The organism is Mycolicibacterium novocastrense (assembly GCF_001570485.1).
In the GTDB taxonomy this organism is placed as follows: domain Bacteria; phylum Actinomycetota; class Actinomycetes; order Mycobacteriales; family Mycobacteriaceae; genus Mycobacterium; species Mycobacterium novocastrense.
The window spans coordinates 337,739-349,603 of the sequence record NZ_BCTA01000036.1 but is presented as its reverse complement, the minus strand read 5'-3'; the positions used below and the strand labels follow the sequence as shown (position 1 = coordinate 349,603).

The window sequence follows — 11,865 nt, the reverse complement described above, 5'->3', positions numbered from 1 at the left end:
GGCCGGGCGACCCACCGTCATCCGGCGTCGTCGCCGTCGTCGAATCGGTCCTTCGACTTCTTCTCGGCCTGCTGGGCCAGGAACCGCTCGAACTCGGCGCCGAGCTCCTCGCCGCTGGGCAGGTCCTCGTCGCTGGCGAGCAGGGACCGGTTCTCCTGGGCTGCCATGTAGGCGTCGTACTGGCGTTCCAGCGCCGCGACCACCTGCGCCACCTCGGGGCTCTGCTCGACCTGCTCGTTGACCTTGGTCAACACCTCCGCACCGGCCGTGACCAGCGCCTCGAGCGGGATCTCCAAAGAAGCGTTCCTGGCCACTTCGGCCAACAACGCCTCAGCCGCCGCGGGATAGTCGGTTTGGGCCAGATAGTGCGGGACGTGGACGGTGAAGCCGACCACCTCATGCCCGTGCTGCGACATCCGGAACTCCAGCAGGTTCGACGCGCTCGCGGGAACCTGAACCTCACCGATCCACGGTTGGTGTTCGGCGATGAGTTCCTTGTCGCTCGAGTGCGCAGTCATCGTGATGGGCCGCGTGTGCGGCACCGCCATGGGGATGGTGCCCAGCCCCACGACGCGGCGTACGTCGAGCCGTTCGGCCAGAAGCCGGACCGCGGTGATGAACCGCTCCCAGCGCAGATCCGGTTCCAGGCCCGCCAGAAGCAGGAACGGGGTGCCGACACTGTCGCGCATCGCGTACAGGCTGAGCTCTGGATCCTCGTAGTGGGTGAAATGGTCGGTCTTGAACGTCATCAACGGGCGCCGAGACCGGTAGTCCAGCAGCTCGTCGATCGCGAATGACGCCACCAACTCGGTGTCCAGCGTGTCCTTCAGATGCTGGGCGGCCAACCGGATCGCGTGCCCGGCGTCGGAGAAGCCTTGGAGGGCGTGGATGAGCACCGGCCCCCGGCCGTCCTTGGACGACAGTTGGGGCGCGGGGAACTCCAACTCGTACATGCCTGAGTGTTCCGGCTGATAATGCTGTTCCGGATTACCGGCGTTGTCAGCCATGAGCCTCGCCTCCTTGCGGTGGTGCCAGACCGTTAACGTCTTCGTACAGTGACAACTAGTCTCGCGCACGTTGCGTTCCCGCTGACGGGCATCCCATGCGCAAAGCTTCGATAACGTTTGCCCAGCCCCGGTCGAAGGCCCGGTCGGCTAGGCGCGAAACTGGTTGAGCGCCCGCAGCTTGTTCATCACGTCCAGCGCGGCGACCTTGTAGGCCTCCGAAAAGGTGGGGTAGTTGAACACCGCGTCGACCAGATAGTCGATGGTTCCTCCGCAGCCCATCACGGCCTGGCCGATGTGCACCATCTCGGTCGCGCTGGTGCCGAAGATGTGCACGCCGAGCAAGCGCAGATCGTCGGTCGACACCAGCAGTTTGAGCATGCCGTACGAATCCCCGGCGATCTGCCCCCTGGCCAACTCGCGGTACCGCGACACCCCGACTTCGTAGGGGATCGCGTTGCGGGTCAACTCGACCTCCGTGGCGCCGACGTAGGAGACCTCGGGGATCGAGTAGATACCGATCGGCTGGATGTCGGTGATGCCCTGGGTCGGCTCCCCGAAGGCGTAGTAGGCCGCCAGCCGGCCCTGTTCCATCGAGGTGGCCGCCAGTGCCGGAAATCCGATCACGTCGCCGACGGCGTAGATGTGGTCGACCTTGGTCTGAAACTGGTCGTCAACGAAGATGCGGCCACGGCTGTCGGTCTCCAGCCCCGCATTCGCCAGATCGAGGTGGTCGGTCTGCCCCTGCCGCCCGGCGGAGTACATGACCGTCTCGGCGGGGATCTGCTTACCGCTACCCAGTGTGGTCACCGTGCCTGCGGACCCGACGTCTACCGCGGTCACCTCCTCGCCGAACCGGAACGTCACGGCGAGGTCGCGCAGGTGGAACTTCAACGACTCGACGATCTCCGGGTCGCAGAAGTCCAACATCGTGTCGCGCTTCTCGACGACGGTGACCTTCGTGCCGAGTGCTGCGAACATCGAGGCATATTCGATGCCGATCACCCCCGCGCCCACCACGACCATCGACGAGGGCAGCGACTTGAGATCGAGGATCCCGTCGGAGTCGAGCACGCGCTCCTCGTCGAACTCGACACCCGCGGGGCGGGCCGGTTTGGTGCCCGTGGCGATCACGATGTAGTCGCCGCTGACCATGGTGCGCTCACCGCGGGTGGGCTCCTCGACCAGCACGGTGTGCGCGTCGATGAACCTGCCGTGGCCCTGGATGAGGTCGATGCGGTTGCGCATCAGCTGGGAGCGGACGACGTCCTGTTCCTTGCCGATCACATGGCTCGTGCGCGCCAGCAGGTCGGCGGGCGTGATCTTCTCCTTGACCCGGTAGCTGGCGCCGTACAGCTCGCGCTGGCTCATGCCGGTGAGGTAGACGACCGCCTCCCGCAGTGTCTTGGAGGGGATGGTCCCGGTGTTCACGCAAACACCGCCGAGCATGCGTCCCCGCTCGACGACCGCGACCGTCTTCCCGAGCTTCGCCGCGGCGATCGCGGCTTTCTGCCCGCCTGGTCCCGAACCGATGACCACGAGGTCGTACTCGAGCATGGAAGCCATGGCAACAAGATGTACGCCGCTTGGGCGAGTTCTGCACGCCGACTGACTCAACCGAAGCTGAAATCATCCCCAACCCGGAATTCATCCACAACGGCGCGGGGCGCGACCGCCGACAGGCGCCGACCGTCCGAGTCGACGGGAAGGGTCGGCGCCATGACGACCTCACCTTCACCCGATTTCCGTCTCGACCGTCCGGCGGTGCTGATCGCCGCCCTGCCCGCCGTTCTGGGCTTCACTCCGGAGAAATCCCTCGTGCTCGTGACCGTGGACCGCGGCGCGATGGGATGCGTCATGCGGGTGGACCTCTCCGATGAACTGACCGATTCGATCGAGCACATCGCCGAAGTCGCCGCGGCGGCGCGACCGGACTCGGCGATCGCCGTCGTCGTCGACGAGGACGGTGCGGGCTGTCGTCTGTGCAACGACGAATATCGCGAGCTGGCGGCCATGCTGGCGTCGGCCCTGGCCGACCGGGGGATCGAACTGCTCGCCGCCCATGTCGTCGACCGGATCGCGGCCGGCGGGCGGTGGCATTGCGCCGATGGGTGCGGCGCATCGGGGACCGTGGACGACCCGTCGGCGTCGCCGCTCGCAATGGCCGCCGTGCTGGACGGGCGCCGGCTCTATGCACGGCGCACCGAACTCCAGGACGTCATCGCGGTCACCGATCCCATCCGCGCCCAAGCGTTGGCCGGCCTCATCGAGGATGCGCAGGCCGGTCGATCGGACGCCGACGCATGCCGGGAGATCGAGGCCGTGATCGCGGCGGCCGCGCGTGTGTCCGAGGGCGACGACCTGCCCGATGAGACGTTGACGCGGATCGCGGCGGCACTGACCGATCTGCAGGTGCGCGACACGCTGTACGCGCTCGCGGTGGGTGAACGCGCCGCACACGCCGAATCGTTGTGGGGGGAGATGTCGCGGCGGCTTCCGGAGCCGTGGCGGGCCGAAGCGCTGGTGTTGTTGGCGTTCTCGGCCTATGCCCGCGGCGACGGTCCGCTGGCTGGGGTGTCGCTGGAGGCGGCGCTGCGCTGCGACGACACCCATCGGATGGCCCGCATGCTTGACACCGCGCTTCAGTCGGGTCTGCGGCCGGAGCAGATCCGGGAGCTGGCCGCGACGGGCTACCGGTTGGCCGACCAGCTGGGAGTCCGGTTACCGCCCAAACAGGCCTTCGGAAGGCGGGCCGGATGAGCGCCCTCCACCGGCTCGGCGGTCAGACCTTCTCGACCTTCACGGCGTGTGCCATCTGGTGGGGCAGTTCGACCTGTTCGTGGCCGGGGATCACGATCATCACCCCGCCGTGGTCGTTGGCCTGCACGGTCACGCGGGCATTGGGCACCACACCGGCATCCTTGAGCCGGCTGATCAGGTCGGCGTCACCTTGTACGTGCTCGGTCAGCTGCCGCACCACCACCGCGACGGGCATTCCGGCGGGCAACTCGGTCAGCCGAACGAGGTTCAACCGGTCGCCCTCCGACGACGTGCTGATCAGGCCCAGCTCCGAGAGGCCGGGGATCGGGTTCCCGAACGGCGAGGTGGTCGGGTTGTTCAGAACCTGGACAAGCCGGCGCTCGACGTCCTCGCTCATCACGTGTTCCCAGCGGCAGGCCTCGGCGTGCACTTCCTCCCAGGGCAGGCCGATGACATCGACGAGCAGCCTTTCGGCGAGGCGGTGCTTGCGCATGACGGCGACGGCGAGGGCGCGGCCCTTGTCGGTCAGCTCGAGGTGGCGATCGCCTGCAACGTGCAGCAGTCCGTCGCGCTCCATCCGGGACACCGTCTGACTAACGGTGGGACCGCTCTGATCGAGACGTTCTGCGATGCGGGCACGCAGGGGCACCACGCCCTCTTCCTCGAGGTCGTAGATCGTCCGCAGGTACATCTCCGTGGTGTCGACCAGATCATTCATTGCGCTAACCCTCCGTCAGGGGTCGAGTCTACCGGCTGACGGGCCTGAACTGCGTTGTTACGTCTGCGACACCGGCACGCTGTGATACGACGCGATCCCCGCCGGTCGAAGCGGCGGGGATCGTCATCGGGGCGGTTCAGCTGGCGTACGAGCGGAGGCGATCCGCACGTTCCCCGTTGCGGAGCTTGGCCATGACCTCGCGCTCGATCTGACGCACCCGCTCGCGAGAGAGCCCGAACAGCTTGCCGATCTGGTCGAGGGTGCGCGGCTGACCGTCGTCGAGGCCGAACCGCAAGCGGATCACCTGCTGTTCGCGTTCGTCCAACGTGGCGAGCACGTGCCGGATGTCGGTGTGCAGCAGTTCGGAGATCACCGCGTTCTCGGCCGACATCGCCTCGGCGTCCTCGATGAAGTCGCCCAGCGGCGCTTCCTCGTCGCTGCCCACCGGCATGTCGAGGCTCACCGGATCGCGGCTGTGCTCGAGCAGATCGGTGATCTTCTCCACCGGGATTCCGGACTCGGCGGCCAGTTCCTCATCGGTGGCTTCGCGGCCGAGGTTCTGGTGCATCTCACGCTTGATCCGAGCCAGCTTGTTCACCTGCTCGACGAGGTGCACCGGCAGCCGGATCGTGCGGCTCTGGTCGGCCATGCCGCGGGTGATCGCCTGGCGGATCCACCACGTGGCATACGTCGAGAACTTGAAGCCCTTGGCGTAGTCGAACTTCTCCATGGCCCGGATCAGGCCCAGGTTGCCTTCCTGAATCAGGTCGAGCAGCGGCATCCCGCGGCCGGTGTAGCGCTTCGCCAGCGAGACGACCAGGCGCAAGTTTGCTTCCAGAAGGTGGCGCCGCGCGGCTTCACCGTCGCGGACCACGGCGGCAAGATCACGTTTGCGGTTCTCGCCCAAGCGTTTCCGCGTCTCGAGCAGGTGCTTGGCGTATAGCCCGGCCTCGATGCGCTTCGCGAGTTCCACCTCATCGGCGGCGTTGAGCAAGGCAGTTTTGCCAATACCATTGAGATACACGCGTACGAGGTCAGCCGCTGGACTCTGGGCGTCCAGGTCCTGGTCGACGCGGATGGTGCTGGCATTTGCCATGACGGCCTCCTGATCAAGTCGAACTGTCATGAGCTACAACGCCCACGAGGTCCAAAGAGTTCCCAGCCATTGGCTGGTTCACACCTTCTGATCAGCGGTTTCTCGGAGCCGACCTGAGAATGTCCTTAGAAAAGGGATAGAAGCGTCTCAGCTGGGAACATCACCGTTCGAGCCACGCTCGTCGGGTTGCGGCGGTGTGACCGTGTGCTGCTCGAGCGCCGGCCGTTCGGCGGTCGAGACCTCGGGGGAGTGACGGCGGTTGTCGTAGCGACGCGGCTCTTCCGGACGCCGCGGCGGGCGGTCATTGGCGATGAGCACGGCGATCCACGGCAACGGAATCGAGCCGACGAGAATCGCCAACGAAATCAAGCCGTTGTGCCAGATGCCGTATGCGACCGCGGCCAGCACGAGGGCCGGAATGCGAAACGACATGAGCGTCAAGTACTTGCGAACCCGCTGGCGGTGCTGTTCCTCGTAGGCGGGGGCGGCGCGAGTGATCAGGACGGGCCGGCCGTCGTCGTCGAAACTCAGCTCGGGGCTTTGTTTCATACTTTCACTGTCCCACATTGTGGCTCCGCTGCACGGGTCGGTTTTCTTACGGGCAAAATGGGTGTCATGCAAACCCAGACGATCGAGCGCACCGACACCGACGAACGCGTCGACGACGGGACTGACAGCGATACCCCGAAGTTCTTCCACTATGTCAAGAAGGACAAAATCGCCGAGAGCGCGGTCATGGGCACCCACGTTGTCGCGCTGTGCGGCGAGGTGTTCCCGGTGACGAAGTCGGCCAAGCCCGGATCGCCGGTGTGCCCGGACTGCAAGCGCATCTACGAGAAGCTCAAGAAGTAGCCCGGTCGGTCGCCGCTCCTGCCGGCGGCACCGGAGCCGCGGGCGCTGCCTCCTCGGCCACGACGCCGTTGAGTGACTCGGCTTTCCCCTTCAACCACCACTGGAAGCGCTTGGCGTGGGTGTCGGCCGCCGGCCACTCCTCCTGAATCGCGGCGTTGAGTTCGGCGCCGATCATGATCGCGAACCCGAGGAAGAACGCGAACAACAAGAAGGCGATCGGCGTCGCCAACGCGCCATAGGTGTAGCCGGTTGCGGTGATCCACGTCAGGTAGAAGCGCAGACCGAAGGTCGCCAACAAGAACACCACGGTGGCCAGGATCGAGCCCAACAGCAACCGGTGCGACGGCAGCGGCTTGGGCAGCGAGACCCGGTAGAGCAGGTTGACGGACACGATCAGCGCCAGGACCAGCACCGGGTAGTAGCCGAACCGCAGAACGTGGTCCCAGCTGTCCGGTATGTATGTGGCGATCTTGCGCGGCCCCAACGCGATGAACGGCGCCGCGAGGATCGCACCGACCAACATCACCACGTACAGACCGAGCGCATAGAACCGCTGACGGACCGGGTGACGCAGCGGCGTCTGGCCGTGGGCCTCGGTGATCGAGTCCACGAACGCCGAGATGGCCGAGGATCCGGCCCACAGCGAGATCACAAACCCCAGCGAGACCACTTCACCGCGAGCGCCCTTGACGATGTCGCGGACCGTCGGCTCGATGATCTCGCTCACCACGTTCGTGGAGAAGAACCTCGCGGCGGTGTCGATGATCTGGTTCTCGATCATCGGAAGCGTGTCGGGACCGAACAGCGGCGCGATGTAGGCCAGGCTGCCGAGCATCCCCAGCAGCAGGGGTGGAAGCGACAATGCCGACCAGAACGCTGCCTGCGCGGACTCCGAGAAGATGGAGTCGTCCCAGCTCTTGGACAACGTGCGCCCCACGATGTGGCGAATGTGGTGGCGCGACGGCTTCGTCGGCAGCGGCCGGGGCTGGTCACTCATGACCAGTCCAGCATTACTGACGATAGGTGCTCGTGCCCAGAGCGGCTATCAGCCGTGTCGGGTGCTATGCCTCCACCGGGCTGACTTCGAGCACGGCCGCCAGCTCGATCAGCTTGGCCTCGTGCTCGTTGGCGTGGTGCTGGCAGAAGAGCAACTCGGCTCCCGACGGGAGCTTCGCGCGGACGCGCGCGGCGGCGCCGCAACGATCGCAGCGGTCAGCCCGGGTCAATGGGGGACTGGTGAGCGTTGCGTTCGTCATTGCGGACCTCCGTACTGTCGCGTGCATCTACTGTCTCAGACGTTTTGGGTTTCGGCGTTGTTCCCAAGGGCTCTACCGGTGTGTCGTGTCTCACCGTTACCTCGAGTTGCCGGCGCGGCAGGCTGGCTATATGAGCCCGCCGCCCACCGTACTGGTCCACCTGGGTAGCAAAGACGAATGGAAGTCTGCTCAAGCACGCGGCGAGCATCGCCCCGCTTCGTTGACCGCGAGCGGCTTCGTGCATCTGTCGACACCCGAGCAGGTGCACCTTCCGGCCAACCGGCTGTACGCCGGTCGTACCGACCTGGTGCTGCTCCACATCGACGCCGCACGACTGTCCTCTCCGGTTCGCTGGGAACCCGGTGTGCCCGCTGATCCCGTGGGGATGGAGTTCCCACATCTCTACGGCCCTTTGCCAATCGGGGCTGTGATCCGCGTCACGTCCTATGTGCCGGATTCCGAGGGCCGGTTCGCTCCGTTGGCGCCCTGACCCCGGCCCGAAGAACACGTCGCGCCGCTCCCGCCTCGCCTCAAACTAGAGCACTTCCGCGGGCCGGAGGGGCCTACGTACACTTACAAATCGTGGGCATTTTGTTAGGTCTCGCACCGTGGATCGTCTACTGGGTGCTCGTCGGCAACGTTTCGTTCACCATCGCGGCGCTGATCGCTCTTGCGGTCGCGCTCGCCGCATTCGCGCTGGGGCAGGTTCGTGGCGGGCCCGGGCGAATACTCGAAATTGGTGCGCTGGCAACGTTTCTGGTCCTGACGGTGCTCACATTCGCGCTTGACGAAACGTTCTCGGCCCGGTGGATGCTGCCACTGAGCAACGCAGGCATCTTCCTCGTTGCACTCGCTGGCGCGATGATCGGCAAGCCGTTCGTGCGGGAGTTCGCCGAAGCCGGCCAGCAACCCCACGTTGTCAAGAGCGATCTGTTCGCGCGCGTCACGTCGCAGCTGACGTGGATCTGGGTGGCGGTGTTCGGCGGCATGACGCTGTCGTCGGTGATCCCGCCGATCGCCGACCGCGACGCGACGATCCGTGACACCGAGTCGCCGCTGTCGTTCATCTGCTACTGGGTGATCCCGATCGTGTTGTTGGCCGGCGCCGCGTTCGCGACGCGGATTCTGCCGGACCGCATCGCCGCCGGCGCGGACGACATCGTGCGCAAGACGTCGTTCGTCGCATTCGCCGAAGCCGAGATCGACCAGCTGATGTATCTGGCCACCGAGCACGCCAACCGAGAGGTCGGCCCGGGCAAGGAGGCCTACGACATCAAGATCGGAAGCAAGGGGATTCCGTTGACCGGCGACGAGACGCGCGAATCGTGGCCATCGACGTACAAGGTGCGCGACAAGAAGCGGTGACCTGCACGGCCGCGCCTAGATGGGCGAGGCTTCCACGATCGAGATCGGGGTGACGGTGTCGATGACGCGGTCGAGCCGGAAGCCCGCGTTGCGCAGCAGTTCGGCGTAATCGGCGCGGGTCCGTTCCCTGCCGCCCACGGTGACGAGCATCTCCAGATCGAGCTGGAAGCCGATGAACGGCGTAGCCCGTTGCGGCAGAACCATTTCCAATAGGAGCAGCTTGCCGTGAGGTGCGATCGCGGTGCGGATGTTGCGCAGGATCGTCAGCGAGGTGGCGTCGTCCCAGTCGTGGATGATGTTCTTCATGACATAGGCGTCCCCGCCCTCGGGCACCCTATCGAGGAATGAACCGCCTTCGGCCGTGCAGCGGTCCGCCACTCCCGCGGCCGTGAACGTAGCCGCGGCGCCCGTGACGACCGACGGCAGGTCGTAGACGATGCCGCGGGCGCCCGGCGCCCGATTGGCAATCGTCGAGAGCAGCACGCCGTGCCCGCCTCCGACATCGACGATCAGCTTGAAGGTGCTGAAATCGTATTGACTGAGCGCGATTTCGTTGGTGATGCCGCTCGTCGCGGTCATCGCTTTGTTGAACACCTGGGCCAGCTCGGGGTCGGTCTCCAAGTAGTCGAAGTACGGCATGCCGCGCAGCTTGATGACCGAGGGTTCGCCGGTCTGCACCGAATGCAGCAGGCTGCCCCAGTCCTCCCAGCGGGCCGGGTGCCCGATGAACAAGACCATGTCGCGCATCGACTCCGGGTGGTCGGCGCGCAAGGTTTGACCGACTTTCGTCAGGCTGAAGGTGTCGTCGCGGTGATGCTCGAGCAGGCCCTTGGACGTCAGCGCCCGCATCAGCCGGTACAGGGCGTCCGTGTCGGCACCTACTCGTTCGGCGATGTCGGCGGCGCGCGCCCGTCCCTTCGCGAGTTCGTCGGCGACTCCTAGTTTCGCGGCGACGTACATCGTCTGCGTCGTCCATGCGCCGGTCGCCATCTCGAGGATTGCGACGCTCGGGGGCACCGTCGAGCGATGGACATGTTGCAGGGCCGCGCGCAGTCGGTCGAGAACGCGGACCACGGGCATCGGCGGCACCTTCGCGGGCTTTTTGGGCACGGCGCGAAACACTACAGGCGGTATCGCTTGTCCGCCGCCCGGCGGATGGACGAAGGCGCGGCGTGTACGCCGACTGTCGCTTCTGTACAACGCTCGGCGCGTAATCGCGCCGAACGGCACGGCGCATCACGTTGCTTGGAAATCGAGTCGGCAGCGGTTCCTCGCGAGGCATACTGCCAAAGACGCGAGCCGGACACGAAGGAGTGCCAATGGGAAGCAGTGGGGTGACCGCGGCGGTTTCCGTCCTCGCGGCAGGCATGGTCGCGGTGGGACTCGCGGCCCCGGCGTACGGCACCGACCAGATCACCGCCAACGCGCTCGGCACCTACGACGCCGTCTATGAGTGGGGCACCAAGACGTGGGTGGTCACGCCCTGCGATGGCGATGCCTTCCAGTGTGTGTATGTCACCCAGTACAACGCCGACGACGTCGAGCGGGAGTCGCCGTCATGGAGCGGGAACGCCTACTGGCAGGTCGGCTGGTGGATCATGCGGGGAGTGCTGGACCGCAACGCGGTCACGTGCGAGGACGGCTCGCAACACGATCTGGTCATGAACTATGCATGGGACGCCGCGAGCGGCAGGGCGATCCGTTCCTTCCACGACCCCGGTCTGTGCGGAGAGACCGGCAACGGCGCCAACGAATTCACGCTGCACAGGATCGGGCCGCCACCGCCCCCGCCCCCGCCGGTGTAGGCGCTTAGCCGGAGCAGCCGCGCACAAGGGGCGGTACGCGCTGTGCCCATGCGGGGGTCAACGCATGTCGCCGCCCAGATGCTCTAATTTCCTTGACGGACACGATGATTCGTGATCGAGGCGCACTGCCGATCGCTGCGCCGGTCACCATTTTCCCGTTGACTGGCCCACCCCGTCTCGCGCGGTCGCGACGCATCGGTCGGGCGCATTGAGGATCTGTTTAGGACAACGCGTGAATCTCTTCTCAACCACAGACACGCTGTGGCTCCGAGAAAAGGAAGTCCGATGACCAATACCCCGTCCACCAAGCCCGCAACGACCATCACCACCGTCGGCGCGATCAAGAAGCTCGCCACCGCCGCCGTGATCGCAGGGGCCCTGGGGCTTGCTGCCCTCGGCGTGGCCGGCGCCGCGTCCGCAGCACCTGCCGATCACTCCGGGTCGACGAACTCCACATCGACCTCTGAGCAGCACGCCGAGTCGGCACCGTCGGCGCAGCACGCGGAGACATCAGCCCCTGCGCAGCACGCGGAGACGGCGCCGTCGGCGCAGCACGCCGAGACCGTGCCGTCGGCGCAGCACGCGGAGACAGCAGCCCCTGAGCAGAACGCCGCACCGGCTCCTTCGAGCGGTGACGCCGAGGTTCATGCTCACCTGATTCCGGGTGTGACGTTGGTGCCGCCGGCCGCTGACAACACCGAGGTCCACAGTCACCTGATTCCCGGTGTCGAGCTCGAGCCGCCGCTCCCTGATGACTCCCAGGTCGTCCACGCCCACGTGATTCCCGGTGTCAAGCTCGAACCGCCCGCCGCTGGCGACACCCACGCCCAGGGCGACATGGTTCCGGAGTTGCTGCAGAGTCCGTCCCAAACCGCCACGTCCCACCCGGCTCTGGGCGAGTACGTCCCCTTCCCGGGTCCTTCCCCCGATATGGACCCCAACTGCGGCCCCGCCTGCCAAGAGGTGATTGACGAATGACGGTTGGCAAATAGGAAGGTCCGCGAGGGCA

Annotated in this window: 14 protein-coding genes; 6 read left to right on the top strand and 8 right to left on the bottom strand. The window is 66.0% G+C overall.

What is annotated here, in order from left to right; all coding sequences use genetic code 11:
* Positions 1-17 precede the first annotated feature (17 nt).
* Together RMCN_RS14750 and sthA are read right to left on the bottom strand one after the other, a co-directional pair.
* Positions 18-1,007 (bottom strand): proteasome assembly chaperone family protein, encoded by a 990-nt coding sequence (locus RMCN_RS14750; protein ID WP_064415876.1) that lies wholly within the window; start codon positions 1,005-1,007, stop codon positions 18-20.
* A 147-nt stretch (positions 1,008-1,154) separates the two neighbouring features.
* The gene (gene sthA, locus RMCN_RS14745) at positions 1,155-2,561 is read right to left on the bottom strand and encodes a Si-specific NAD(P)(+) transhydrogenase (RefSeq protein WP_110765861.1); all 1,407 of its coding nucleotides are present in this window, start codon (positions 2,559-2,561) and stop codon (positions 1,155-1,157) included.
* Between the two features lie 162 nt (positions 2,562-2,723).
* Here sthA and RMCN_RS14740 point away from each other — a divergent pair, with 162 nt between their 5' ends.
* Positions 2,724-3,764, top strand: a complete 1,041-nt coding sequence (locus RMCN_RS14740) for a DUF4192 domain-containing protein (RefSeq protein WP_067390394.1) — start codon at positions 2,724-2,726, stop codon at positions 3,762-3,764.
* 22 nt (positions 3,765-3,786) lie between these two features.
* On the opposite strand, the gene RMCN_RS14735 is transcribed toward RMCN_RS14740, so the two are convergent.
* The 3 genes from RMCN_RS14735 to RMCN_RS14725 form a co-directional block, all read right to left on the bottom strand.
* Positions 3,787-4,482 (bottom strand): iron-dependent transcriptional repressor DtxR, encoded by a 696-nt coding sequence (locus RMCN_RS14735; protein WP_064415873.1) that lies wholly within the window; start codon positions 4,480-4,482, stop codon positions 3,787-3,789.
* Between the two features lie 136 nt (positions 4,483-4,618).
* The gene (gene sigB, locus RMCN_RS14730) at positions 4,619-5,578 is read right to left on the bottom strand and encodes a sigma-70 family RNA polymerase sigma factor SigB (protein ID WP_064415872.1); all 960 of its coding nucleotides are present in this window, start codon (positions 5,576-5,578) and stop codon (positions 4,619-4,621) included.
* A gap of 147 nt (positions 5,579-5,725) precedes the next feature.
* Positions 5,726-6,127, bottom strand: coding sequence for a DUF3099 domain-containing protein (locus RMCN_RS14725; protein WP_110765839.1), 402 nt, complete (start codon positions 6,125-6,127; stop codon positions 5,726-5,728).
* Positions 6,128-6,193: 66 nt separating this feature from the next.
* On the opposite strand from RMCN_RS14725, the gene RMCN_RS14720 reads away from it, so the two are divergent.
* Positions 6,194-6,430, top strand: a complete 237-nt coding sequence (locus tag RMCN_RS14720; RefSeq protein ID WP_064402851.1) for a DUF3039 domain-containing protein — start codon at positions 6,194-6,196, stop codon at positions 6,428-6,430.
* Here RMCN_RS14720 and RMCN_RS14715 read toward each other — a convergent pair.
* Positions 6,420-7,427, bottom strand: a complete 1,008-nt coding sequence (locus RMCN_RS14715; protein WP_064415870.1) for a YihY/virulence factor BrkB family protein — start codon at positions 7,425-7,427, stop codon at positions 6,420-6,422. The genes RMCN_RS14720 and RMCN_RS14715 overlap by 11 nt on opposite strands.
* A 64-nt stretch (positions 7,428-7,491) precedes the next feature.
* On the bottom strand, positions 7,492-7,686 hold the full coding sequence (locus RMCN_RS14710; RefSeq protein WP_064350917.1) for a DUF7455 domain-containing protein: 195 nt from the start codon (positions 7,684-7,686) through the stop codon (positions 7,492-7,494).
* Between the two features lie 130 nt (positions 7,687-7,816).
* On the opposite strand from RMCN_RS14710, the gene RMCN_RS14705 reads away from it, so the two are divergent.
* Together RMCN_RS14705 and RMCN_RS14700 are read left to right on the top strand one after the other, a co-directional pair.
* Positions 7,817-8,176: a DUF952 domain-containing protein gene (locus RMCN_RS14705; RefSeq protein WP_067390388.1), complete on the top strand. Its 360-nt coding sequence runs from the start codon at positions 7,817-7,819 to the stop codon at positions 8,174-8,176.
* A gap of 92 nt (positions 8,177-8,268) precedes the next feature.
* Positions 8,269-9,051 (top strand): hypothetical protein, encoded by a 783-nt coding sequence (locus RMCN_RS14700; RefSeq protein ID WP_067390385.1) that lies wholly within the window; start codon positions 8,269-8,271, stop codon positions 9,049-9,051.
* 15 nt (positions 9,052-9,066) lie between these two features.
* Here the strand turns inward: RMCN_RS14700 and RMCN_RS14695 are convergent, their stop codons facing one another.
* Positions 9,067-10,161 (bottom strand): methyltransferase, encoded by a 1,095-nt coding sequence (locus RMCN_RS14695; protein WP_457920655.1) that lies wholly within the window; start codon positions 10,159-10,161, stop codon positions 9,067-9,069.
* A gap of 209 nt (positions 10,162-10,370) precedes the next feature.
* Between RMCN_RS14695 and RMCN_RS14690 the strand changes: the two genes are divergently transcribed.
* Together RMCN_RS14690 and RMCN_RS14685 are read left to right on the top strand one after the other, a co-directional pair.
* Positions 10,371-10,856: a hypothetical protein gene (locus RMCN_RS14690; protein WP_131808551.1), complete on the top strand. Its 486-nt coding sequence runs from the start codon at positions 10,371-10,373 to the stop codon at positions 10,854-10,856.
* A gap of 285 nt (positions 10,857-11,141) precedes the next feature.
* Complete coding sequence (locus RMCN_RS14685) at positions 11,142-11,834, top strand: hypothetical protein (RefSeq protein ID WP_067390380.1); 693 nt, start codon at positions 11,142-11,144, stop codon at positions 11,832-11,834.
* Positions 11,835-11,865: the final 31 nt, after the last annotated feature.

Bases quoted from the DNA above. Each gene is read 5' to 3' on its own strand.
- RMCN_RS14740 (WP_067390394.1), top strand. From the start codon at position 2,724: ATGACGACCTCACCTTCACCCGATTTCCGTCTCGACCGTCCGGCGGTG.
- RMCN_RS14725 (WP_110765839.1), bottom strand. From the start codon at position 6,127: ATGAAACAAAGCCCCGAGCTGAGTTTCGACGACGACGGCCGGCCCGTC.
- RMCN_RS14750 (WP_064415876.1), bottom strand. From the start codon at position 1,007: ATGGCTGACAACGCCGGTAATCCGGAACAGCATTATCAGCCGGAACAC.
- RMCN_RS14720 (WP_064402851.1), top strand. From the start codon at position 6,194: ATGCAAACCCAGACGATCGAGCGCACCGACACCGACGAACGCGTCGAC.
- RMCN_RS14735 (WP_064415873.1), bottom strand. From the start codon at position 4,482: ATGAATGATCTGGTCGACACCACGGAGATGTACCTGCGGACGATCTAC.
- RMCN_RS14705 (WP_067390388.1), top strand. From the start codon at position 7,817: ATGAGCCCGCCGCCCACCGTACTGGTCCACCTGGGTAGCAAAGACGAA.
- RMCN_RS14690 (WP_131808551.1), top strand. From the start codon at position 10,371: ATGGGAAGCAGTGGGGTGACCGCGGCGGTTTCCGTCCTCGCGGCAGGC.
- RMCN_RS14685 (WP_067390380.1), top strand. From the start codon at position 11,142: ATGACCAATACCCCGTCCACCAAGCCCGCAACGACCATCACCACCGTC.
- sthA (WP_110765861.1), bottom strand. From the start codon at position 2,561: ATGCTCGAGTACGACCTCGTGGTCATCGGTTCGGGACCAGGCGGGCAG.
- RMCN_RS14710 (WP_064350917.1), bottom strand. From the start codon at position 7,686: ATGACGAACGCAACGCTCACCAGTCCCCCATTGACCCGGGCTGACCGC.
- sigB (WP_064415872.1), bottom strand. From the start codon at position 5,578: ATGGCAAATGCCAGCACCATCCGCGTCGACCAGGACCTGGACGCCCAG.
- RMCN_RS14715 (WP_064415870.1), bottom strand. From the start codon at position 7,427: ATGAGTGACCAGCCCCGGCCGCTGCCGACGAAGCCGTCGCGCCACCAC.